The sequence below is a fragment of the Vibrio iocasae genome (assembly GCF_042245395.1).
GTDB classification, from domain to species: Bacteria; Pseudomonadota; Gammaproteobacteria; order Enterobacterales; family Vibrionaceae; genus Vibrio; species Vibrio iocasae.
In genome coordinates, this window is the sequence record NZ_CP145311.1 from 2,531,693 (window position 1) to 2,555,513 (window position 23,821).

The following is a 23,821-nucleotide window of genomic DNA, read 5'->3' on the forward strand; positions in this document are numbered from 1 at the left end:
TATTCGCTCCAAAAGCTTATTTACTCCTTTTTGAGTACCTCTTTTTGCTCCTGAATTTTTTCCGTTCAACGGGAGGCAAAGAGCGTAGCGAATCTGGGACCGGAGAAGTCTTCACCTGCTCAATTAAGCTTTGTACGCTGGTTGTTAATGTACTGATGAACGGTTGATAGCTCTGTTTCTTTTCAACCATAAGCTGTAGCTGATGTTCCCAGTGTGCCGTCATGTCAGGATAGGTCGATTCCGCGGGTAATGCATGTATCAATCCGCGACCAGCTTCGGTACTCAGCACTGTTTTACCTTGTCGTTTCAACAGCTTTCTTTTGAACAACGTGTCTAATATGCCCGCACGTGTTGCTTCAGTACCAAGGCCATCCGTTTCTCTTAATATCTTCTTTAACTCTTTGTCGTTTACAAACCTCGCGATACCTGTCATGGCTTGCAGCAAAGTTGCCTCGGTGAAATGTTTAGGTGGTTCGGTTTTACGATCCTTAATTTCGCCCTCACGACATGTGAGTACGGTGCCCTCTTTCAGAGGTGGAACCGTATCAACACCCTCTTCATGCTGTTGTTTCGTCCCCATAATGGACTTCCAACCAGCACTCAGTAGCTGTCGTCCTTTGGCGATAAAGGTGCCCCCAGCAATATCAAATACTAACTTCGCTTCTGCATAAATGGCGGGCGGGTAAAATTGAATAAGGTACTGACGAGAAATGAGTTGATATACCTTCATTTCATTGCCTGAAAGAGCATTAACCGATGCCTTCTTCGGGGTAGGAATAATCGCATGGTGGGCATCTACTTTTTTGTCGTTCCATGCTTTGGACTTAATCTTTGTATCTGCCCCCGAAACATCCTGTTGCATCTCTTTAGCGTTGTGAGCAATGGCATCTAAAACCGATGGCGCTTGTGAATAATGCTCATTTGGCAGATATCGGCAATCTGAACGTGGATAAGTGATGAGTTTGTGTTTTTCGTATAAAGACTGACAAACATTCAGAACATCCTGCGCACTCATACCAAACCGCTTTGCTGCATCAATCTGAAGCGCAGATAATGAATACGGAAGCGGTGCGTACTGTTTTGTCTCTTTTTGCTCAGACTCCGTCACCGTTGCAGGCTGGTTCTTAATCCTGTTTGCCACGTTTTCGACGAGCTTACGATTAAGTACCCTGCCTTCTTCATCCTGCCACGGTTTACACGCTTCACTCGGTTTCCAGCGAGCCCGTATGTCGAAACTCTCATTTTCGTTTTGATAAGGGATAAGGGCATGCAGCGTGAAGTAGTCTCTCGGAACAAAGTTCTCAATTTCTTCGTCCCTTCGGACAACTAATCCCAATACAGGTGTCTGTACTCGTCCTACTGACAACACGCCACCATAACCCGCTTTTTGACCAAGCAATGTATAAGCACGGGACATGTTCATGCCATAGAGCCAGTCGGCTCTGGAACGGGCTAATGCAGACACAGACAAAGAGATAAATTCTTTATTGCTGCGCATTTTACTAAGCGCACGCTTTACTGCTGGCAGGTTGAGGTCGCTTATCAGCAGCCGCTCAATGCGTTCTTTTTTGGTTTTGCTCACCCTTAAGTGCTCAATCACCTCATCAACAAGCAACTGTCCTTCACGATCCGGGTCACCAGCATGAACAATTTGGTCTGCTTCTTTCAATAGTTTACGAATTACGGTGAGCTGTTTACTGGCGCTTTTTCTTGGCTTGAGCTGCCATTGTTCCGGCACAATTGGCAAATCCGCCATGTTCCATTTTTTATAGCGCTCATCGTAAGCGTCTGGCTCAACTTGCTCTAATAGATGCCCGATACACCATGTCACGACATCGCCATTTCCACAGCGGATAAAACCCTGATCTTTTTTCTGAGGATTTGGCAGTGCGGCTGCAATAGCTCGCCCAAGGCTTGGTTTTTCTGCGATGAACAGTCGTGACATATTCGATAAACGGCTAGACAATAAAAAGGCCACATTATCGAATGCGGCCATAAGAATGCAAGTAAAAACTGGTTATTTATACAGTTCTTTGTTGATTAGCTCTATAAGTACTCAACATATTTGCTGAGATCTCGTTCAGGCACTTTCATCGGTGTGCAGCCTGGAGTACCAAGATAGAGGAATCCGACAATTTCGTCCTGATCTTCTAAACCGAATGCTTCGTGTACAACTGGGTGAAACATCCATGAGCCAGAACGCCAGAATCCCTGATAGCCCTGTGCCACAGCCGCCATCTGCATTGCCTGAGCGGCACAACCCGCAGACAGGTGCTGTTCTAATGGCGGTACTTTATCGTGAGGCTTCACTTTCGCTATCACCGTAATCACCATTGGTGCTCTGAATGGCGCCTTACGCAGCTTTTCTACCACCACTTCTTCGCTGTTCTCTGACTCTGCAGCTCGAACAAGAATGGAAGAAAGCTTATCTAAGCCTTCTCCTTCTGAAATAACAAAGCGCCAAGGCGTTAAGCCACCATGATCAGGCGCTCTTAGCCCAGCTTTAAGAATATTTTCCAAAGCCTGCCCTTGTGGTGCAGGCTCAGAAAGTTTGGCGATAGAACGACGATTTAACAGAAGATCCAACGCATCCATACGGAACCCTTCTAATTTTTGAGAATGATTATCAATATTAGCCTATTTACAATTTAATTCCCAGTTCGAGTCCCTGTCTTATTGCGCGTACAGCATCCAATTCGCCTGCCTTATCAGCGCCACCAATTACGTGAAGCTTCTCACCCATGGACTTCCACTGCTCTTCAAATGGTCTTACAGACTCTTGGCCTGCGCAGATTACGACTTTATCTGCGTCCAACAACTGCTTCTTACCTTTGAACTTGATGTGTAATCCACCGTCATCAATACCTTCGTAGCTCACACCGCCCATAAGATTTACGCCGCGCTTTTCTAATGTGCGCTTGTGAATCCAACCCGTGGTTTTGCCCGGTCCTTTACCTACACGACTCTTACGACGCTGCAACACCCACACTGTTTTGTCGCTCACCATGTCAGGGTAAGGATACAACCCTCCAGGGTGTTCCATTTCCGGGTCGATTCCCCACTCCTGCAACCAATCGACAAGCTGATGCCCTTGAGGCTCAGTGATCATCGTGGCGATATCAATACCGATACCACCAGCACCTACAACAGCCACCTTTTCACCAACATAGGTTTTTTCTTTAATCAGTGTTTGGTAATCGATGACTTTTTCCGGGTTATCAATGCCTTTAATTTTTACTTTTCTAGGTGCCACACCCGAAGCCATGATCACTTCGTCATACTCTTTCAGGGTGTCAAAATCAGCTTCGGTATTTAGCTTCAGATTCACTCCCGTGATATCCAGACGATTTGCAAAATAACGAATGGTTTCTCTGAACTCTTCTTTCCCAGGGATCTGCATAGCCAGTCTGAACTGACCTCCAATGCGATCTTGTCTTTCAAACAGATCTACCTCATGCCCGCGTTCGGCTGCGGTTGTCGCAGCAGACAAACCAGCAGGGCCCGCACCAACAACAGCGACTTTTTTCTTCACTTCAGCTGGTTGAATCTCCAATTCGGTTTCGTAACAAGCTCTAGGGTTAACAAGACAACTCGCTCGCTTACCACGGAAAATATTGTCTAGACATGCCTGATTACAACCAATACAGGTATTAATTAAGTTTGAGTTTCCTTCGGCCGCTTTCTGCACAAACTGTGGATCGGCTAAGAATGGTCTTGCCATGGAAACCATGTCGGCTTTTCCGGTTTCCAGAATATCTTCCGCTTCTTCCGGGGTATTAATTCGGTTACAAGTAACAATCGGTACTTTAACGTGAGGTTTCACTTTTTCAGTCACCCAGGTAAACGCCGCTCTAGGTACCTGAGTGGCAATTGTCGGAACTCTGGCTTCATGCCAGCCGATACCCGTGTTGATAATGGTGACACCAGCATCTTCCAACGCTTTAGCCAGCATGACCACTTCTTCGAATGTGCTGCCTTCTTCCACAAGATCCAGCATAGATAAACGGAAAATGATGATGAACTCTTCACCGACCGATTTGCGGATCGCTTTGACGACTTCAAGAGGGAATCGAATACGTTTCTTGTAAGTACCACCCCAATCGTCATAACGCATATTGGTTCGCTTACAGATAAACTGATTGAGCAGGTAACCTTCAGAACCCATCACCTCAACACCGTCATAGCCGGCTTGTTGTGCCAGTGAAGCACTGTTGGCAAAGGCTTCTATGGTTTTCTTAATTTGTCTTTCACTCATTTTGCATGGAGCAAATTTAGCGATAGGCGCTTTAATACCTGAAGCGCTCTGCGAGAATGGGTGCATAGCGTAGCGACCAGCGTGAAGTAGCTGTAGTGCGATCTTTCCGCCATGTTTGTGCACCGCTTCGGTAATGACCTTGTGCTCTTTGACGTGTTTAGGCTTACTAAACTCAGCACTCAAAGGGTGCAGTCGCCCTCTCAGGTTTGGTGAGAAACCACCGGTAACGATAAGGCCAACACCTCCTTTTGCCCGCTCTTCATAGAATGCGGCAAGGCGTCCCATGCCTTCTTTATGTTCTTCCAGTCCCGTGTGCATGGAACCCATCAAAACTCGATTTCTTAATTGGGTAAATCCCAGATCCAGAGGCTTCATTAAATTCGGATACATAGCTGACTTCACTTCATCGTTATACTTATGGTCTGACCAGAATAGGCACTAAAAGAACAAAAATCAAACAAGCGTTTACATTTGTGCAACATTGATCAATTTTGCTTTGTAATGCGTATCACCTATCTGACGCATTTAAGAAGAAGTTTGTTGGATGGTTCAGAATGTCGTAGGATTGATAAATCTTATTACCGCTTAATTAACAGGCACTAATATGTGCCTGCAGGAATTAGAATGAGAACTGTATTTCGAATCATAGGTAAGTTTTTCAAGTTTATATGGATGTTAATAAATTTCATCCGACTTGCGGTTTACAACCTATTCTTTCTGTTTATTCTCGGAGCTATCTATATTGGCTACACACATACTCAGATAGAGAAGCCTGCCGCTCCTCAACCAGTAAAAGAAGCCTCTGCGCTGGTGTTAAACCTTGCCGGACCAATTGTTGAACAACGAACCTACGTCAATCCAATGGACTCCTTCACTGGCTCTCTTTTTGGTAAAGAACTACCACGTGAAAATGTCCTGTTTGATATCGTTGACACGATTCGTTACGCAGCGGATGATGAAAACATTTCAGGGCTTGTACTCGCTACCGGAGAGATGTCAGAAACTAACCTGACGAAACTGAGATATATTGCGAAGGCCATCAACGAGTTCAAAGCAACCGGTAAGCCTGTATTCGCAGTTGGTGAACTTTATAACCAAAGTCAGTACTACCTCGCGAGCTACGCTGACAAGGTATACATGGCACCCGATGGTGCTGTGATGCTTCGAGGCTACAGTTCGTACCCGCTTTACTACAAATCATTGTTAGAAAAGCTGGATGTGAACACACATGTCTTCCGTGTCGGCACATATAAATCCGCCATCGAGCCCTTCATCCGGGACGATATGTCACCTGAGGCAAAGGAGTCTGCAAGTGTATGGTTAAGTCAGCTTTGGGGCGCATATATTGATGATGTGGCTGAGAATCGTCAGATTGAAGCAAGCGCGATCAATCCATCTATGGATGATTTTCTGGCACAGCTAAGAGAAGTGAACGGCGACCTTGCACAACTTTCTAAAAATCTGGGCTTGGTTGATGAACTCACTACCCGGCAGCAGTTTAGAAAAGCCATGGGTGAAACATTTGGTGTCAAGGACAAAGATAGCTATCACGCAATCAGTTACTACAAATACCTCACTACTATGAGGGGCAACTTCAGCAGTAGTTCAGACGACATCGCTGTGATTGTTGCTAGCGGCACCATCCTGGACGGAAGCCAGCCGCGAGGCACCGTAGGTGGTGATACAACGTCTGCACTTTTACGTAAAGCTCGCAAAGATGACAACGTAAAAGCGGTCGTCCTTCGAGTAGACAGCCCTGGAGGCAGCGCATTCGCTTCTGAGGTTATTCGTAATGAAGTAGAGGCACTGCGTGAAGCCGGTAAACCTGTTGTGGTATCCATGTCCAGCCTTGCTGCATCTGGTGGTTACTGGATCTCTATGAGTGCCGACAAAATAATCGCACAACCAACCACCCTGACTGGTTCCATCGGCATCTTCAGCGTGATCACAACGTTTGAGAAAGGTCTGAACAAGCACGGGATCTACAGCGATGGTATCGGTACTACCCCATTCTCAGGCATGGGCATTACCCGAGGTATTTCTGATAAAGCTGGAGAAGCTATCCAACTTGGCATCGAAAATGGCTACAACCGCTTTATCGGACTTGTCGGTGAAAACCGCGACATGAGTATGGATAGTGTCGATCAAGTTGCACAGGGTAGAGTCTGGACAGGACAAGATGCTATGAAAGCAGGTCTGGTTGATCAGATGGGCGATTTTGATGATGCTATTGATGTTGCCGCTGAACTTGCTGGCGTAGAAGATTACAACATCTACTGGGTAGAAGAATCGCTGACTCCGACTGAAGAGTTCATTCAACAGCTCATGGACAGAATCGAAGCGTCTGTTGGTATTGATGTGTCATCCATGCTGCCAAAAGCACTTCAGCCAGTCACACAAAAGGTGATGCAAGATGCGGAACTACTTAGTAGCTTCAACGATCCAAAAGGTTACTATGCATTCTGTCTGAACTGTGCGGTTGAATAAACTGTCGCTTCCGCAAGATCCGGTTTAATCAAAACAAATAAAGGGCGCAGATGCGCCCTTTGTCTTGATTACGAATCCTTTTGCTTTACAGAAGGTTATGAATAATACGCTTCTACCGTGTCGATAAACCTTTGCACCTCTTCTTTGGGCAAGGCGTTCACTCCTGCAGCGGCTTCTCGGCCTCCTCCTGTCGGAAAACTTCCACAGATCTCACCAGCCCCTTTTTTGTTGTTTAACGGAGCGCGTAACGAAACGGTATAGGTCTCATCTTTGTTTAAAGTGAAAACTGCATGCGCTGAGTCAGGGGTTTGGTTTGCGAGCATATTGCCAAACACTCCGCTAATACGACGTGAAGCCGCACTATCAGGCAATTGGAAAACTTTCAAAACGTTACTTTTATGTGTGGGTTCCGCCGACAAGGCTAAGTCCATATCACCTTTGTAAGCTTTCTGAAGCTGATAAAAGGCAGAGTTCTTGTCTTCAAGAACATCAAATGGTGAGGAGTAACGCAGTAACGATTTGAATAGCTCTGCCGGGTGGAAGTGCAGATCTTCTATCTTCTCACCATAACCGTTGTAATTAACCAGCGTGCCCAGCTCTTTCAACTGAGCCTTTTGCTCATCTGAATACCCTGCTATATCCGCCAGCTCATCCGCTTTCGCAATCAGGTTGTCACCATATGCTGCTGCTATTGCCCACTCGTGATATTGCCCTTCAAGCAACTTATCCACTATCAGTGCCGTGCAGCTATTTGCATCAAGGTCTATGTGTGCTTCCAAATTTGGAAACTCAGGAATATCACCAGACTGATGATGGTCCGCATAAAACACCTTGGCTCCAACCTCTAACGCTTCAATCAGGGCTTTGTCGTTTTTCAGCATAGATACATCCAATACCGTCAACTCATCACCCGGCTCCGGACTAATCTTGCTTAGCAGGTTAATATCTCGCTTAACGCCGGTAATCAGTTCCGAGTCTTTCGGGTTGGCTAAACGAAGTTGGATGAGAGCAATAATCCCGTCCGCATCACCGTTAAATAGATCGTAATTCATTGTTATGTCCGTATCCTGCCTGACGCTAATTCTTATTATGACTGAACGTAGCCCTTGCTTGTCAGATACTCAATCACTTCCTGAGCACATGCTTCGATGGACTTCTCGGCTGTCCTTATATGAATCTCCGGAGATTCAGGAAGCTCATAGGCAGAATCGATTCCGGTAAAGTTTTTAATCTCTCCAGCACGAGCTTTTTTATACAAGCCTTTCGGGTCTCTCTGCTCACACACCTCAAGAGGCGTATCGATAAACACTTCGATAAACTCACCTTCGGCCAGTGTACTTCTGACCATTTTCCGGTCAGCAACAAAAGGAGATATAAATGCTGTTGATACTAAAAGCCCTGCATCCACAAACAGTTTAGACACTTCTCCGATACGTCGGATGTTCTCTACTCTGTCTTCGTCCGAAAACCCAAGATCACCATTCAAACCATGACGAACGTTATCACCATCAAGCACATAGGTTTTACAGCTCAAGTCATGCAGCATTTTATCGACGGCATTTGCTACCGTTGATTTTCCAGAACCACTTAAACCTGTGAACCACAATACCGCAGGTTTGTGTCCATTCAGAGCAACACGCTCATCATGCGAGACACTTGCCTGATGCCAGACAACATCTGAAGACTTTTCTTTATCTGTTTCTATTTCTTTATAGGGTGACATCGTTTTTTATACTCCATATACCCAGATAATTGCGCTGACGGCCGTAACTCCATAGACCAGACTAACGGGTAATCCTATTTTTACAAAATCTGCAATTTGGTATCTACCAGCGTTGTAGACCATTAAGTTGGTTTGATAGCCGTAAGGACTAATAAAGCTGGCGCTAGCGCCAAATGCCACTGCCATAATGAAGGCCAGTGGATTTGCGTCAAGCCCGATAGCTAAGCTATACGCGATAGGAAAAATTAAAGCAGCCGCTGCATTGTTGGTAACAAGCTCAGTCAACAACCAAGTTAATACATAAATCGCTATCAAGCCAAGTACGGGTGTTAAATTATTGAGATATTGGGTCTGAAACTCGTGCAAGTTGTCCAGTACACCAGTATTGGTTAGAGCTATTGAAAGCAAGAGTGCTGAAGAGATAATCAGCCAAATGTCACTGGGAAAGCGACGTACTATTTCTCGCGAACTCAAAGTGCCACTCAAAATCAATGCAGCCAATAACAGGAACATGCCTTTGAATAGCGGAAGTACGCCGGTTGCAGACAACAGAAGTGAGCTTATAAACCCACCTACCACTAATACCTCTTTTTTCCCGCGAAGCATTGAGTCAGGCTCTAATCCAGAGAGTAAGATAAAGTTTTTGCTGAGATTATGGCGAGATTTAAAATCGTTACCTACTGCCAATACCAGATAATCTCCGGCCTGAAGTTTTACTTCTCCCAGTTTTCCAGAAACACGCTCACCATCGCGACGAATCGCCACAACTCCGGCATCGAAAAGAGCGCGGAAGCCTGCATCCTTTAAGGTTTTGCTTATCAGGGTGCTTTCAGGTCGAATCACCACTTCAGTTAAGTTGTTCAGCGGTAAGCCATTCTTGTCTGCAAAAATAGAGAGCCCTTCAAACTGATGCAACTGCATTACTTTCGTGACATCACCAGTAAAGACCAATCTGTCGCCTTCCTGAATTACTTCGGTAGGCGCGACCGGAATGATGGAGCCAGACTTGCGAATGATCTCAACCAGGAAAAGTGACTCCAGATGTCGAAGGCCATTCTTTTCTATGCTTTTGCCAATAAGCGGTGAACCCCGCTGAACTTTGGCATCGATAAAGTACTCTTTGTAGCTCTCTTGTTTGGTTTCTCTTTCAGGGAGAAAGCGAGTTGAAAACCACAGCACCACCCCAGTAACCAGAACAACGCAGATACCAACCGTCGTGAAATCGAAAAACTTCAGCGGCTCCAGATCATTTCCAATCACCAGACTATTAACAATAAGGTTTGTGGAGGTTCCCACCAAAGTCAAAGTACCACCTAAGATTGCAGCATACGACAATGGAAGCAAAAGTTTGCTGGCGAAGTGGTATTGATTGCTACGAATTGGCGCCAGCATGGTGGATACCACAGCCGTATTGTTCAAGAAAGCGGAAGTTAATGTCGTTAAACCAAAAAGACGAAGCCAGGTTCCAGAGTATTTTTCTTGTATTACTAGCTTAGCGACAGTACGCAGCAGGCGCGTTTTTTCCAACGCTAACGAGCAGGTCATCAGTAGAATCAGAGTAAGTAAACCTTCATTGGACATGCTGGATATCAGGTCGTCTGCAGAAACAACACCTGAAGCATAGAGAAGTACCATGGTAAACCCGAACACTCTGGCTGGACGGTGTTGGAATTTAATCAAACCAGCAATGGTTGCCACGAACACTGAAATGACAAAAAGAGATTCTACATTCATAAGATAAGCTACCGCTACAGCCTGCCAGCTAACATCCTGTGTTAGCTGGCAGAATACCTACTACCCTAGCTTTTTGGCACCCCAATGAGGGAAGTGCTTGCGAACCAGCGCATTCAGCTCTAATTCGAAATCGCTGTACTGAGCAGGCGCTTTCGAACCAATCAGGCCACTGTCGAGAGGTTTGCGAATCATCCCTGCACCAACAGTGACGTTCGTTAGTCGGTCTATAATGACAAAAGCACCCGTATTGCGATTTTGTCCATATGAATCGAACTGGACTTCCTCAGTAAAGCTAAACTGACAGTTACCTATCTCATTCAATGCCAACTGTGTTGCGTCTTCACGCTGCATGTTGTTGACGTTGACTTTGTAGTTGATCGCCTGTGCTTCACCAAATACTGATTTAGTCCCCGCCTTAACTTCGTATTGACGATCAAGATGCATTGGCTCTTCTGTCATCCAAACCACGTCTGCCTCGACATGTGAACTTGAAAATGGTTTCTCGTGCGGGCGAACCAGAACATCACCACGGCTAATATCGATTTCATCTTCCAGTGTCAGAGTGACTGCCATGTCTTTCGATGCTGTCTCAAGGTCGCCATCGAAAGTCACAATGGACTTCACTTTGCTCTCTTTTCCCGAAGGCAGAGCAACAACGGTGTCTCCAACTCTTACATCACCCGCAGCAACGGTACCCGCAAAACCACGGAAGTCGAGGTTAGGTCTGTTGACGTACTGCACAGGGAAACGAAACGGCTGGAAGTCATCCCTGCGAATGTTTACTGAGTTAAGCAGTTTCATCAACGGAGAGCCTGGGTACCAGGTCATGTTTTCGCTTTCATTAACGACGTTGTCACCTTTAAGTGCCGAAATAGGCACGAATCGGATGTCGTCGAACTCTAGGTCGCTGGCAAATTCACGGTAATCCGCTTTAATTTTCTTATACACATCCTGATCGTAATCGACGATGTCCATCTTGTTCACAGCTACAATGATGTGCTTGATACCAAGAAGTGAACAGATGTAACTGTGCCGACGCGTCTGAACCTGAACACCATGGCGCGCATCAATCAGAATAATGGCTAAGTCACAGGTTGAAGCACCCGTCGCCATATTACGTGTGTACTGCTCGTGCCCTGGAGTATCCGCGATAATAAACTTACGTTGCTCTGTCGAGAAATAACGGTAAGCCACATCAATGGTAATACCCTGTTCACGCTCAGACTGAAGCCCGTCAACCAGCAGTGCTAAGTCAAACTCTTCACCAGTCGTGTTAAAACGTTTAGAGTCTTTTTCTATCGCTGACATCTGATCTTCAAAAATCATTTTGCTATCGTAAAGAAGACGGCCAATCAGAGTCGATTTACCATCATCCACGCTTCCACAAGTCAGGAAACGTAGCATATCTTTGTTTTCATGAACCTTTAGATAAGCCTTGATGTCTTTTGCAATTAAGTCGGATGAATGTGACATTAGAAGTACCCCTCCATCTTCTTCTTCTCCATTGAACCCGCAGAGTCATGATCGATGACTCGGCCCTGACGCTCTGATGTTGTTGTCAGCAGCATTTCCTGAATTACGTCAGGCAGTGTTTGAGCTTCCGACTCAACCGCACCTGTTAGCGGGTAACAACCCAACGTTCTGAAGCGTACCATTCTCATTTCAGGTACTTCGCCTTCTTCAAGAGGCATGCGTTCATCGTCAACCATGATCAGGGTGCCGTCGCGCTCAACGACTGGACGTTTCTCGGATAGATACAGAGGAACAATCTCGATATTTTCAAGGTAGATGTATTGCCAGATATCCAACTCAGTCCAGTTCGACAAAGGGAATACACGAATACTTTCGCCTTTCTCTACTTTAGAGTTGTAAATACTCCACAGCTCCGGGCGTTGATTCTTAGGATCCCAACGGTGGTTTTTATCGCGGAAAGAATAAACACGCTCTTTTGCACGGGATTTTTCTTCATCTCGACGCGCGCCACCAAAAGCAGCATCAAAACCGTACTTATCCAGAGCCTGTTTTAAACCTTCTGTTTTCATGATGTCTGTGTGCTTAGCACTACCATGGACAAACGGGTTAATGTTCATTTCCAGCCCACGCGGGTTCTTATGAACAATTAAGTCGAAGTCATATTCTTTTGCCAGACGATCGCGAAACTCGATCATCTCTTTGAACTTCCAGTTAGTATCAACGTGAAGCAAAGGGAAAGGGATTTTTCCCGGATAGAAAGCCTTACGTGCCAGATGAAGCAGCACTGAGGAGTCCTTACCAATCGAGTAGAGCATTACCGGGTTATCAAACTCCGCAGCAACCTCTCTCATGATCTGTATGGATTCCGCTTCTAACGCTTTCAGGTGTGTTAGTCTGTTTTTGTCCATGTCCGTAGCGCACCTTATTCTTATTTCTAAGGTTTACATCAACCTTAATAACCAAAATACATATGCAGACTAACACCACCTCCGTTCAAGGCTAAATTCCGAAGTTTTATAACTTATAGCAATTAATGTTCTATTACTTATAACTTAAATCCTGAAAAAATTTATGGGAATGATAGCCAGAGCTAGGTGCAACTGTTTGTTTGCTCTATAATTCACAGCAACATTGACTCGCAGTAAAACACCCTATGACGAACAGTAAAAAACACATCTACATTGCCTACACGGGCGGCACTATTGGAATGCAGAAGTCTGACAACGGCTATGTGCCGGTAGCAGGTTTTATGGAACGCCAACTTGCGAACATGCCCGAATTCCATCGCTCTGAGATGCCGGATTACACGATTCATGAATACGAGCCATTGATTGACTCTTCAGACATGTCTCCAAAAGACTGGCAGCAAATCGCGGATGATATAAAAGCAAATTACGATAAGTACGATGGTTTCGTTATTCTTCATGGTACTGACACCATGGCTTACACTGCATCTGCGTTATCGTTTATGTTCGAAAACCTTGGTAAACCTGTCATTGTTACAGGTTCACAAATACCTTTGGCAGAGCTTCGTTCTGACGGACAAGCAAACCTGTTAAATGCGCTTCACATTGCAGCGAACTACCCGATCAATGAAGTCACTCTATTCTTCAACAATCAGTTGATGCGTGGAAATCGCAGTACCAAGTCTCACGCTGATGGTTTTAATGCCTTTACATCACCAAACCTGCCTCCGCTACTTGAAGCTGGTATTAATATCCAGATAAGCAATAGCATTGAAGTCGATAAAAAGCCTGAAGGCGAGTTTAAAGTTCATCAGATCACGCCTCAGCCGATTGGTGTAATCACCATGTATCCGGGAATCTCCCACGAGGTTATCCGAAATACACTTCGCCAGCCGGTGAATGCGATGATTCTTCTGACGTTTGGTGTGGGTAATGCACCTCAGAATCCTGAACTATTGGGACACCTAAAAGAAGCATCTGAGCGCGGAGTGATTGTGGTAAACCTGACCCAGTGTCTGGCAGGAAAAGTGAATATGGGCGGTTATGCCACAGGATGTGCGCTTGCTGAATCCGGTGTTATTAGTGGCTACGATATGACACCAGAAGCTGCTCTGGCGAAGCTTCACTTTCTATTAAGCAAAGAACTTTCTTACACCGAAGTAAAAACAGAGATGCAGAAAGTCCTTCGCGGTGAGATGAGTTTGTAAGGAACCCGCTAGAGCTTAGTTCTGACGATCTCGTCTTCTTGTTCGGAGAAATCACGTTTTAGTTCCGCTTTAGACTTAAACTTGATTTCTCCCCCTTTCCCTACACTCATATGTTCTGCATTCGAGTTGTGCTTTGACTGATAAAGCATAACCGCCTGCATGCAATAATCTCGTTGTTCCTGAGTAAGTTGAGTTCCTTCAGGCCAGCGCCCCGTTTCAACGGCATACTGCAATCTCTCATATGCTTCTGGCGTAATCGACGCAATTAGTTGTTCTACTTCCATTTCCATAATCGTTTTCTGCTTGTCTATTCAGATTTATAATGTTTTTCTTGCATTGAACTTTCCAATCCCTTATCAACTATACTCAATAAAACTTATATAAAACAGAGCCGTCAGTCACACGTGATTAAGATGAACGTCAAAAACCCCCTACTACTATTAATTTCGACTATTACGCTTACCGGTTGCTTTGAACCCAGGTTAAATACCAATCAACTCTGCGACAAATATGAACAGCTCAATTGCGCCAACTTAAATATGAATGATGGTCAATGCCGTATCGCCAGAACTGATCTTATCTGGCACCGCAAAAGTGTTATGGACGACCCGACCGTTCAAAATAAGGTAAAAGAGTTCCGACTCGTGTCTGAGTATCAGAAGTGTCTGGATTTAGCCGCACAAATAGAGCCAACAAAATTAGGAGATAAAAAAGAGCGTCGATTCAATGCTCTGATGCACACCTACGATGAGCAAAAGCGTTTATTAGCAGATATCAGCAGCTATGACTCTCCAGAGGCTCTTTACTTTATGTGGACTCAGGGAGATTCGCGCGCAATTTTCAAGTTCCTGAGATACGAGAAAACAACTAAGCTAAATACCGCTGAGCTTCAGTATGCTCTGGCAACTTATTACATCACCAGAGACAAAGAAAAGACCATTAATATCCTGCATAAGTCTTTAAGCTATGGTCCGACTGACAGCGAACTGATTGCCAACGTCGTAGAATCGCTGGCCAGTGTCAATCAGAACCTGAAGAGAACAGAGCATGCTTATATATGGGTGATGGTCGGAAAAGAGTTAGGGCTACCTATAGCTTCTGAACGAAACCTGAATGTTCTCTATAACTACGACGATGAGAAACGTGAACGACTGATGGGGATTGCAGAAAAGGTACTGGAGTCGATAGAGAACAAAAATTTCAGAAGCTCAATGGTTCCGAAACTGGAATCATTGCAATAAATCTGATTAACATGTAATCAAAATACAAAGAGGACCCGTTATTGGTCCTCTTTTTCCTTTTTGTTGAAAATTAACGACACAGAATTGACGCAAAAACGCTCTCCTGTCGTTTTTGGACCGTCTGGGAAAACATGCCCAAGATGGCTATCGCAGACCGCGCAACGAATTTCAGTTCGGATCATGCCATGACTTCGATCTTCCAAGTAACGAATGACATCCTTATTGATTGATGCATCAAAGCTCGGCCAGCCGCACCCGGAATCGTACTTATTGTCGTGATGAAACAAAGGTGTTTTACAACAAGTACATAGATACTCGCCAGACTCTTTACTATGCAAAAGTTTTCCCGAGAAAGGCGCTTCTGTTCCATGTTGACGACAGACTCTGAACTCCTCATCGCTAAGTAATTCGCGCCATTCCCGCTCTGTTCTGTTTACTTTCTCTAATTTATCATTCATACCAATTTAACGTATTAGTCTCAATTATTATTCAGATATTATGGCACAAAGACTTGCACACATCAGGGTTTGTAGCACATACTTTGAGCCAACTTAGATTATTGGTTTTACGCTTTAACTAAAGCCACTTACTGGTCTAAAGGTTACTTAGTCGTCAGTAAAGAGTAAAAAACAGCCGTTTATTACGAGTAGTAAAAAAAATGTGCTGATTTTTTTTGACTTTGAACAAGTAAAGATCGATTATTTGTTGCAGTCAATTGCTGGGTTTTGTAATTTTACTACCAGTTTATCTTTCATCAGAAAATTAAGTTGTGGAGCAACTATAATGACTATCAAAGTAGGTATTAACGGTTTTGGCCGTATCGGCCGTTTCGTATTTCGTGCATCTGTAGAGCGCGCTGACATCGAAGTTGTAGGTATCAACGACCTTATCGACGTAGAATACATGGCGTACATGCTTAAGTACGATTCAACTCACGGCCGTTTCAACGGTACTGTTGAAGTTAAAGACGGTAACCTAATCGTTAACGGTAAAACAGTTCGCGTAACTGCTGAGCGTAACCCAACTGACCTTAAGTGGGACGAAATCGGTGTTGACGTTGTAGCTGAAGCAACTGGTATCTTCCTAACTGACGAAACTGCACGTCAGCACATCACTGCTGGTGCTAAGAAAGTTGTTCTAACTGGTCCTTCTAAAGACGCAACTCCAATGTTCGTTATGGGTGTAAACGAAGACACTTACGCTGGTCAGGAAATCGTTTCTAACGCTTCTTGTACTACTAACTGTCTTGCACCAATCGCTAAAGTTCTTAACGACAAGTGGGGCATCGAGTCTGGTCTTATGACTACAGTTCACGCTACTACTGCTACTCAGAAGACTGTTGACGGTCCTTCTGCTAAAGACTGGCGTGGTGGTCGTGGTGCTTCTCAGAACATCATCCCATCTTCAACTGGTGCTGCTAAAGCTGTAGGCGTTGTTCTTCCAGAACTAAACGGCCTTCTAACTGGTATGGCTTTCCGTGTACCAACTGCTAACGTTTCTGTAGTTGACCTAACAGTTAACCTAAAAGAAGCTGCTTCTTACGAAGCAATCTGTGCAGCAATGAAAGAAGCTTCTGAAGGCGAAATGGCTGGCGTTCTTGGTTACACTGAAGATGCAGTAGTTTCTCAAGACTTCATCGGTGAAGTAAACACTTCTGTATTCGATGCAGCTGCTGGTGTTGCTCTAACTGACAAATTCGTTAAAGTTGTATCTTGGTACGACAACGAAATCGGTTACTCAAACAAAGTTCTAGACCTAATCGCTCACATCTCTAAGTAAGCATTAGTTTAGACTTTCTTTGAAAGACTATAGAAAAGGCGGCCATTGTGTCGCCTTTTTTGATTTTTGAAGGTTCAAAATCCCCCTCAGGACCATCCCCTAACCTGAAAAGGAACAATAGACTCATGGAAAATTTTAATTCTGTTGTTAACCCACTTGCTGATTGCGTCACTATCGTTGAGCGTGAAGGTGCGAAAATCGTTCGTATTGCTCATGAAAAAGCATACGCTGAAGTCGCTTTACATGGTGCACACGTACTGTCTTTTAAACCAACTGGCCAGGAAGAGGTAATCTGGCTGAGCGAAAAAGCAGATTTTAGCCCGGAAAAAGCGATTCGTGGCGGCATTCCTGTTTGCTGGCCATGGTTTGGTCGTGTTGCTGCACCAGCACACGGTTTTGCCCGCACCAGTGAATGGTATGTTGTGGAACACAGAGAGAACGAAGACGGTGTTATCGTCTGTCTTGGTCTTGACGAAAGCGATGAAACTCGTGCTATTTGGCCAAACTCATTTGAGGCTCGTCTGTATGTAGAAGTGTCTGAGAAGATGAAAGTGACACTGGAAGTAACCAATACAGATGACAAAGAATGGAAGTTCTCTGGCGCGCTACACACCTACTTTAATGTTGCGGATATTCGCGACACGATTACTACAGGTATGGGCGCAGAATATGCTGACAGTCTTCAGGGCGGTAAAATTTGTCAGGGTGGCGCAGAGCTTCAACTGACTGATACAATTGACCGCGTTTACACCAAACCAGAAGATGTCATTTCTATTCGAGATCCTAAAAACGAACGTACTATCGAAGTTCGTAACGATGGGGACAACTCTGCTGTTATCTGGAATCCGTGGGCAGAAGGTGCTCAGGGCATGGGTGATATGGCGGATAACGGTTATGAAACTATGCTGTGTGTTGAATCAACACTGCACGCCAACAGCATTGAAGAAGGTAAGGTACTTCAGCCAGAAGAGTCTTATCAGCTAATCACTGAGATTTCGGTGAAGTAATTCTACTAAAAGCATTTCGACGCTTCTGTGTCGAAATGCTTATACGTTCCCACGCAGGCGCGTGGGAACGAGAGAATAGCCCTCGAAAAAGAAAAGTCACACAACAGGAATAAACAGATATGCACTATCAGTGTCCTCTTTGCCAACTCCCTCTATCGCTAAGTGATCGCACCTACAAATGCGACAACAACCACCAGTTCGATATGGCAAAAGAAGGCTATGTAAACCTGATGCCTGCCAACCAGAAGCGATCCAAGAACCCAGGTGATAACACCGAGATGATGCAGGCAAGGCGAAACTTTTTGAATAGTGGCCACTATGACCCGCTAGCAAACCGGGTAGCAGAGATCTGTACTCGATATGCAAAAGCATCATTACTAGATATTGGTTGTGGTGAAGGTTATTACACCAACAAAGTTCAACAGAAGCTGAAAGAAGATAGTCAAAATGCTACCGTATTCGGGTTAGACATTTCCAAAGTCGCTGTACGATACGCTTCTAAGCGTTACTCTCAGTGTCACTTCTCAGTTGCATCAAGCCATCGTCTGCCATTTTCTGATGCGTCACTAGACGCAATTCTACGTATCTATGCTCCGTGCAAAGCAGAGGAACTTAGTCGTTGCTTAAAAGCCAATGGTGTCGCTATAACCGTGACTCCTGCAGCTCGTCACCTATTTCAATTGAGAGATCGCATCTACGATGGTGTGAGGCTGCACGATGAAACACCTGAACAATTAGACGGATTTACTCTGTTACACGAAGAAAAACTCAACTATGAAATGGCATTGAGCAATGGATTAGCTTTTGATCTCTTACAGATGACACCTTTTGCCTGGAAAGCGACAGATGAGTTTAGATCAGAACTGAAAACTGCTTCAGAGTTCATCTGCGAGTCAGACTTTATGATTAGGGTTTACCGAAAAGAGAGTTAATCGCCTGATAACTTGAGGATATATCCCTTTATGCTCTAGTATGAAGGGTATCTCTGGTAATCATCTGGGCTTTATCATGCGTACTCTCGCCACTCTAGGTATAACATTGTTAGCTGGCTGCACTGGCCTGAACAATTCAACTGACTCAATAGCAGAGCCAATTAACACCTACTACGATTACCAACTCTACTCTAACACTGGCCGTTTACTGTCGGAAACAGAAGCATCTCAAGCTTTAAGTCAGTTCGATGTGGTTCTGATTGGCGAGTGGCATACACATCCAGGTGTGCACTTATTTCAAACTCGCATGCTTGAACACCTGCATTCAGAAAACCCGAATACCGCCCTCTCGATGGAACAATTTAGCCGGGATAAACAGGCCATTGTCGATCAGTATTTAAACGGTGAAATTGGTGAACAGACTTTGATTTCAGAAGGTGATGGCTGGCCCAACTATGAAAGCGATTATAGGCCTCTAATCGAATATGCAAAAGCCCAGAAACTCGATGTTATCGCTGCTAATGCACCAAAACCGATGGTGCGATGTATCGGGCAAAAAGGTATTTCCTGGCTGGACACATTGCCAAGTGAAAAACGGGGACAAGTAGCAGAAGAAATAAATACAGCGGATACACCTTATAAAGAGAAGTTTATGGCTTCACTCCATCATGGTAAACCGGAAGATAACCAGAACAATTACGCTGCACAGGTAACCTGGGATGAAACCATGGCAGAAAGTATCACTCGCTATTTAGACAGCAACGCTAATAGCAAAGTTGTTCATATTGCTGGTAAGTTCCATACAGAAGATGGGCTAGGTATTGCCGCTTCTATCAAAAACAGACGGCCAGATACCTCTGTTGCCGTTGTCACTCCTGTATCTGAAGTATCCTCTGAGACTAATGACTTTCAACTGCATGTCTTAGCTCCACCGATAAGATATGTAAAAAAAGACAATAGAATCAAAGCCATTCATAAGATCATGACTCGAAAACAAGACAACATTTGTAGCGAGTAAAATCGAGTCGCCTTAGATGGTCTGTTTTTTGCTTATTAAAGTTCGACAAAGCATCGATAAATATTATGGCAATGACGCTAAAGTTTTGCCGTATTTATCCGATAAGTAATTATCGACAGAGATAACAGTATTTTTGTCGTTGAATAGTAAGCAACTATCATTGAGGCCGATTATGACGCCAGTAGGAATGAATAGCGCTACTAAGCCTTATTCAGCACAAAATAGTGATACTCAGGCTCCGGTTCAGCCAGCAAAGGCTGAAACTGATGGGGCAGAGAAAGCTGTGCAGACAGAAAAGAACGGGCTTGTTCTTACAGAAGAAGGGAAAGCACTGCTTGCTGCGCTTTCAGAAATTGATAAGGAAGCGAAAGAAGCAGAAAAGTCCAGCGTTAAGTCCTTTGCTGACGGTGCTTTAGGTATCGATAAATCAGACGAAGAAAAAGACGGTAGCTACTCAGCAGGTCAGTACCTTAAAGGTGCCGCCACTGTTGGAGCATTATTGCTGGCTATTGTCTAACTAAAACGTTTAGCTGAGACTTAGCCCGAAAACAGTTTATACGGGAAAGCAGATCAACTGCTTTCCCTAACTGCGTTTTTACGCGTCTTCCGAACCAATGATTTTGTAGATTATTGCACCCAGAATCGCACCTGCTATTGGTGCTACCCAAAACAGCCACAGCTGAGAAACGGCCCAGTCACCAACATATAGAGCAACCGCAGTACTACGAGCTGGGTTAACCGACGTATTTGTAACCGGAATGCTGATTAAGTGAATCAACGTCAGGCACAGACCTATCGCAATTGGCCCAAACCCTTGCGGAGCACGCTTATCCGTCGCACCCAGGATCACAACTAAGAACATCGCTGTCATCACGACTTCAGTCACCAGAGCTGCCGTCATGGAATATTGACCAGGAGAGTGCTCACCATAGCCATTGGAAGCAAAACCAGAAGCGACTACGTCAAAGCCAGCTTGACCAGTGGCGATAATATACAGAACGCCTCCAGCTAATACCCCGCCAATGACTTGAGCAATGATATACGGAAGCATGTCTTTAGCTTCAAATCGGCCACCAACCCATAAACCAACAGATACCGCTGGGTTAAGATGACATCCCGAAATATGGCCAATGGCAAACGCCATGGTAAGTACTGTCAGACCAAACGCCAAGGATACGCCAGTCAGCCCAATACCGACATCCGGGAAAGCGGCTGCCAACACTGCGCTGCCGCAACCACCGAGTACTAACCAAAAGGTACCAACTAACTCTGCAAGATATTTTTTCATGTTTTATTAATCCTAGATTCCTTTAGAAACATGAAAGGGATGGTACTGAGCGTTCGGAGTGAAATGACTAAGAAAAGATATTTTTCAGAAAAGATTTAGTTAATTCAGACGATTAGCAAGCACTTGGTTAATGTTTTTTAGTACATACAACACTACGACTAATCACTTATCGTGACAGACTCAAGCTCAGTAAGTATAGATAAGGCTTGTTTATTGTCAGAACCACACACCCACTCTGCTGCCTGAAAGTTATGACATACCTGCGGTCGTTCAGACTGACCAAACAACTTACATAGATTATTTTCATCAAGCTGCTTACATCGCTCTCCCGCCTTTTTCCCATTAGGGTGTAGCGGGTAACTAGATGAAATACTTGGGGCAATACAACAGGCACCACAGCCTAGGCGACAATCCATAACAAACCTCAGATTCAGAAGGGTCGCAATGGTAGCAGAATTAAGCTTGAACTTTAACCAACAGAGGAGTATAAATCTCAGCCCATCCATACCATAGTTAGGCAGTAGTAATGAACCAAGCATTCTGGCAAGAAAAACCTTTAGAAGAGATGAGCGAAACCGAATGGGAATCTCTGTGCGATGGTTGCGGAAAATGCTGTCTGCATAAGCTTATGGATGAGGATACAGATGAGGTTTACTACACCAACGTTGCCTGCAGCTGGTTAAACAGCAAAACGTGCAGTTGTAAAGATTACCCTAACCGTTTTGAATCCGGGGAAGAGTGCCTAAAGCTGAGCAGAGATAAAATCCCTGAGTTTCACTGGCTACCTGATACATGCGCCTACCGCTTGCTAGCAGAAGATCAGCCTCTTCCTGAATGGCACCCGCTAATAACTGGCTCGAAATCCGCCATGCATGCCGCAGGGGAAAGTGTTCGCAATAAAGTGGTCTATGAGATTGATGTTGTAAATTGGGAGGACCACATCTTGAACCATCCTGATAGAGAGTATCTGGAAGTCAGTAGAGATTAAGCCCTCTTTTTCATGTTGCGCCTTGATGCCAAGGCGCTCATATAACAACTACGAGCTCTTGCCCTCTTCAAGCCTTTCTAATCTTTCCATCAGTGCTAGCTGAGACTTGTTTACTATCTCTAATGAAGAGGCTGTTGAATCTATACTTGCGGCCATATCAGAAATGTTGCTGGTGGCTCCAACCACTGTTTGTTGCATTGGCAGAATGACAAAGCGATAAAAACAGTACAAAACAATCGCCAGAATGACAGCGATGATGCCCAAAATGATCACGCTATACACTTTCACATCATAAAAAAACACCTCGCCCGTTGTTCTTAGCTCTTCTCTGGCACCAGATACTGCGTTAGGCAATCCTTCAACGATGCTATTCGATGAGGAAACAAGGTGATTGATGTTGTCCGTTGTTTGAGTAATCAGCTCTGCCTGCTCTTTAGTCAGCTCTTTGTTTTCTGCTATTCGGACAAGCACATCTTTTATCTCGTGAAGCTTCTGATTGGTATCTGTAATCGCATCCGCAATTCCCTGAGTATCAACACTTACGTTGAGTTTTACTAATGCCTGTTCAGATTCTCGTTCTGGACTTTGCTCTGCAAACACAGAAAAGGAAATAAAGAGCAGAATATATGTGCCAACTGCTTTTAACATAGTCATTTACCCGACTTATAGAAATAAAAAAAGCGCCTCTTAGGCGCTTACAATCTTACAGTTTTTGTCTTCCCAGAAGGGAGTGTGACAAGGTGGTGCCATCGACTAACTCGAGCTCTCCACCTACCGGTACACCGTGTGCTATCCGGCTAGCCGAAACATTGTGTGCATGGCACAACTCAGCGATATAGTGCGCTGTTGCTTCCCCTTCCACTGTAGGGTTTGTTGCAAGAATCACTTCCTTCACATCCCCACGCTCAAGGCGAAAGTCCAGCTTGTCTAAACCAATATCACTCGGACCAATGCCATCTAACGGAGACAAGTGCCCCATAAGAACAAAATATCGACCTGAATACTGACCCGTTGCTTCTACCGCAGCAATATCTGCCGGGCTTTCAACAACACAAAGCAGTCCGTTTTCCTGACGCTTTGGATTTGTACAGATATTACAGACAGGCTCTTCAGTGAAGGTTCGGCACTCTTCACAATGCCCGACTTCGGTCATTGCTTTTGTTAGTGCATCTGCCAGCTGTAAGCCGCCTTTTCTGTCTCGCTGTAACAAATGAAAGGCCATACGCTGAGCCGACTTGGGGCCAACCCCAGGCAGACAACGTAAAGCCTCCATCAATTGTTCCAGCATATGGCTGGTACGCATAAACTATTAAGCTTTTATTAGAAAGGCATCTTCATACCTGGTGGTAGTTGCATACCGCCAGTTACAGAAGCCATTTTCTCTTTTTGAGTTTCTTCAACACGACGAGCTGCATCGTTGAATGCCGCAGCAATCAGATCTTCCAGCATCTCTTTGTCGTCTTCCATCAAACTTTCATCGATATCAACACGACGGACACTATGGCTACCAGTGATTGTAACTTTCACCAGACCTGCACCTGATTCACCAGTTATCTCCATATTTGCGATTTCTTCCTGAAGCTTTTGCATACGCTCTTGCATCTGCTGGGCCTGCTTCATCAGGTTGCCCATTCCGCCTTTACCACCAAACATGTTATATCTCTCTGTTTGCTTCAATAAATGATTAATTACATTATAGGTCGAATAAGAATGAAACTAAGAC

General features: G+C 44.7%; 24 protein-coding genes. 9 read left to right on the forward strand and 15 right to left on the reverse strand.

The annotated features are described in order from the left end of the window. Nucleotides 1-16: 16 nt before the first annotated feature. From SNR28_RS21275 to SNR28_RS21285, 3 genes are all read right to left on the reverse strand, one after another. On the reverse strand, nucleotides 17-1,945 hold the full coding sequence (locus SNR28_RS21275; RefSeq protein WP_375750715.1) for a DNA topoisomerase III: 1,929 nt from the start codon (nucleotides 1,943-1,945) through the stop codon (nucleotides 17-19). Between the two features lie 101 nt (nucleotides 1,946-2,046). Beyond that, a complete protein-coding gene (locus SNR28_RS21280) occupies nucleotides 2,047-2,595 on the reverse strand; it encodes an NAD(P)H nitroreductase (RefSeq protein ID WP_375750717.1) in 549 nt (182 codons plus the stop codon). A gap of 46 nt (nucleotides 2,596-2,641) precedes the next feature. Next, nucleotides 2,642-4,645, reverse strand: coding sequence for an FAD-dependent oxidoreductase (locus tag SNR28_RS21285; RefSeq protein WP_375750719.1), 2,004 nt, complete (start codon nucleotides 4,643-4,645; stop codon nucleotides 2,642-2,644). A 234-nt stretch (nucleotides 4,646-4,879) separates the two neighbouring features. Between SNR28_RS21285 and sppA the strand changes: the two genes are divergently transcribed. Beyond that, the gene (sppA, locus tag SNR28_RS21290) at nucleotides 4,880-6,742 is read left to right on the forward strand and encodes a signal peptide peptidase SppA (RefSeq protein ID WP_375750721.1); all 1,863 of its coding nucleotides are present in this window, start codon (nucleotides 4,880-4,882) and stop codon (nucleotides 6,740-6,742) included. A 95-nt stretch (nucleotides 6,743-6,837) separates the two neighbouring features. Here the strand turns inward: sppA and SNR28_RS21295 are convergent, their stop codons facing one another. Genes SNR28_RS21295 through cysD form a run of 5 tightly spaced genes read right to left on the reverse strand, consistent with a single transcriptional unit; the run spans nucleotide 6,838 to nucleotide 12,580 of the window. Then, nucleotides 6,838-7,794 (reverse strand): DHH family phosphoesterase, encoded by a 957-nt coding sequence (locus tag SNR28_RS21295; protein WP_375750723.1) that lies wholly within the window; start codon nucleotides 7,792-7,794, stop codon nucleotides 6,838-6,840. 35 nt (nucleotides 7,795-7,829) lie between these two features. After that, nucleotides 7,830-8,465, reverse strand: coding sequence for an adenylyl-sulfate kinase (gene cysC / locus SNR28_RS21300; RefSeq protein ID WP_375750724.1), 636 nt, complete (start codon nucleotides 8,463-8,465; stop codon nucleotides 7,830-7,832). 6 nt (nucleotides 8,466-8,471) lie between these two features. After that, entirely contained in the window at nucleotides 8,472-10,199 is a 1,728-nt protein-coding gene (locus tag SNR28_RS21305; RefSeq protein WP_375750725.1) for an SLC13 family permease, read from the reverse strand. Between the two features lie 60 nt (nucleotides 10,200-10,259). After that, a complete protein-coding gene (gene cysN / locus SNR28_RS21310; protein WP_375750727.1) occupies nucleotides 10,260-11,672 on the reverse strand; it encodes a sulfate adenylyltransferase subunit CysN in 1,413 nt (470 codons plus the stop codon). Beyond that, nucleotides 11,672-12,580 (reverse strand): sulfate adenylyltransferase subunit CysD, encoded by a 909-nt coding sequence (gene cysD, locus SNR28_RS21315; protein ID WP_375750728.1) that lies wholly within the window; start codon nucleotides 12,578-12,580, stop codon nucleotides 11,672-11,674. The genes cysN and cysD overlap by 1 nt, the downstream gene beginning before the upstream one ends. 245 nt (nucleotides 12,581-12,825) lie before the next feature. Here cysD and ansA point away from each other — a divergent pair, with 245 nt between their 5' ends. Continuing rightward, a complete protein-coding gene (gene ansA, locus SNR28_RS21320; RefSeq protein ID WP_375750729.1) occupies nucleotides 12,826-13,845 on the forward strand; it encodes an asparaginase in 1,020 nt (339 codons plus the stop codon). Between the two features lie 8 nt (nucleotides 13,846-13,853). Here the strand turns inward: ansA and SNR28_RS21325 are convergent, their stop codons facing one another. After that, a complete protein-coding gene (locus SNR28_RS21325; protein ID WP_375754138.1) occupies nucleotides 13,854-14,129 on the reverse strand; it encodes a YeaC family protein in 276 nt (91 codons plus the stop codon). Nucleotides 14,130-14,258: 129 nt separating this feature from the next. On the opposite strand from SNR28_RS21325, the gene SNR28_RS21330 reads away from it, so the two are divergent. Continuing rightward, a complete protein-coding gene (locus SNR28_RS21330; RefSeq protein WP_375750730.1) occupies nucleotides 14,259-15,086 on the forward strand; it encodes a DUF2989 domain-containing protein in 828 nt (275 codons plus the stop codon). Nucleotides 15,087-15,124: 38 nt separating this feature from the next. Here SNR28_RS21330 and msrB read toward each other — a convergent pair whose 3' ends face one another. Next, nucleotides 15,125-15,544: a peptide-methionine (R)-S-oxide reductase MsrB gene (gene msrB, locus SNR28_RS21335; RefSeq protein ID WP_375750731.1), complete on the reverse strand. Its 420-nt coding sequence runs from the start codon at nucleotides 15,542-15,544 to the stop codon at nucleotides 15,125-15,127. A 325-nt stretch (nucleotides 15,545-15,869) separates the two neighbouring features. On the opposite strand from msrB, the gene gap reads away from it, so the two are divergent. From gap to SNR28_RS21360, 5 genes are all read left to right on the forward strand, one after another. Then, nucleotides 15,870-16,865: a type I glyceraldehyde-3-phosphate dehydrogenase gene (gap, locus tag SNR28_RS21340; protein WP_375750733.1), complete on the forward strand. Its 996-nt coding sequence runs from the start codon at nucleotides 15,870-15,872 to the stop codon at nucleotides 16,863-16,865. Between the two features lie 125 nt (nucleotides 16,866-16,990). Beyond that, nucleotides 16,991-17,872 carry a D-hexose-6-phosphate mutarotase gene (locus SNR28_RS21345; protein ID WP_375750735.1) on the forward strand — a complete coding sequence of 294 codons (882 nt, stop codon included), beginning with the start codon at nucleotides 16,991-16,993 and terminating at the stop codon, nucleotides 17,870-17,872. A 119-nt stretch (nucleotides 17,873-17,991) separates the two neighbouring features. Then, a complete protein-coding gene (gene rlmA, locus SNR28_RS21350) occupies nucleotides 17,992-18,804 on the forward strand; it encodes a 23S rRNA (guanine(745)-N(1))-methyltransferase (RefSeq protein WP_375750737.1) in 813 nt (270 codons plus the stop codon). Between the two features lie 76 nt (nucleotides 18,805-18,880). After that, nucleotides 18,881-19,822 (forward strand): ChaN family lipoprotein, encoded by a 942-nt coding sequence (locus tag SNR28_RS21355; protein ID WP_375750739.1) that lies wholly within the window; start codon nucleotides 18,881-18,883, stop codon nucleotides 19,820-19,822. A gap of 172 nt (nucleotides 19,823-19,994) precedes the next feature. Then, on the forward strand, nucleotides 19,995-20,339 hold the full coding sequence (locus tag SNR28_RS21360; RefSeq protein ID WP_375750740.1) for a hypothetical protein: 345 nt from the start codon (nucleotides 19,995-19,997) through the stop codon (nucleotides 20,337-20,339). 78 nt (nucleotides 20,340-20,417) lie between these two features. On the opposite strand, the gene aqpZ is transcribed toward SNR28_RS21360, so the two are convergent. Next, nucleotides 20,418-21,110: an aquaporin Z gene (gene aqpZ, locus SNR28_RS21365; RefSeq protein ID WP_375750742.1), complete on the reverse strand. Its 693-nt coding sequence runs from the start codon at nucleotides 21,108-21,110 to the stop codon at nucleotides 20,418-20,420. A gap of 158 nt (nucleotides 21,111-21,268) precedes the next feature. Beyond that, on the reverse strand, nucleotides 21,269-21,526 hold the full coding sequence (locus SNR28_RS21370) for a YkgJ family cysteine cluster protein (RefSeq protein WP_375750743.1): 258 nt from the start codon (nucleotides 21,524-21,526) through the stop codon (nucleotides 21,269-21,271). Between the two features lie 110 nt (nucleotides 21,527-21,636). Between SNR28_RS21370 and SNR28_RS21375 the strand changes: the two genes are divergently transcribed. Then, nucleotides 21,637-22,098, forward strand: coding sequence for a YcgN family cysteine cluster protein (locus SNR28_RS21375; protein WP_375750745.1), 462 nt, complete (start codon nucleotides 21,637-21,639; stop codon nucleotides 22,096-22,098). Between the two features lie 48 nt (nucleotides 22,099-22,146). Here SNR28_RS21375 and SNR28_RS21380 read toward each other — a convergent pair whose 3' ends face one another. From SNR28_RS21380 to SNR28_RS21390, 3 genes are read right to left on the reverse strand one after another with little or no spacing between them, the layout of a single operon-like run. Continuing rightward, nucleotides 22,147-22,746, reverse strand: a complete 600-nt coding sequence (locus tag SNR28_RS21380) for a hypothetical protein (RefSeq protein ID WP_375750746.1) — start codon at nucleotides 22,744-22,746, stop codon at nucleotides 22,147-22,149. 55 nt (nucleotides 22,747-22,801) lie between these two features. Beyond that, a complete protein-coding gene (gene recR, locus SNR28_RS21385) occupies nucleotides 22,802-23,401 on the reverse strand; it encodes a recombination mediator RecR (RefSeq protein WP_375750747.1) in 600 nt (199 codons plus the stop codon). 17 nt (nucleotides 23,402-23,418) lie between these two features. Continuing rightward, nucleotides 23,419-23,751: a YbaB/EbfC family nucleoid-associated protein gene (locus SNR28_RS21390; RefSeq protein WP_277828474.1), complete on the reverse strand. Its 333-nt coding sequence runs from the start codon at nucleotides 23,749-23,751 to the stop codon at nucleotides 23,419-23,421. Nucleotides 23,752-23,821: the final 70 nt, after the last annotated feature.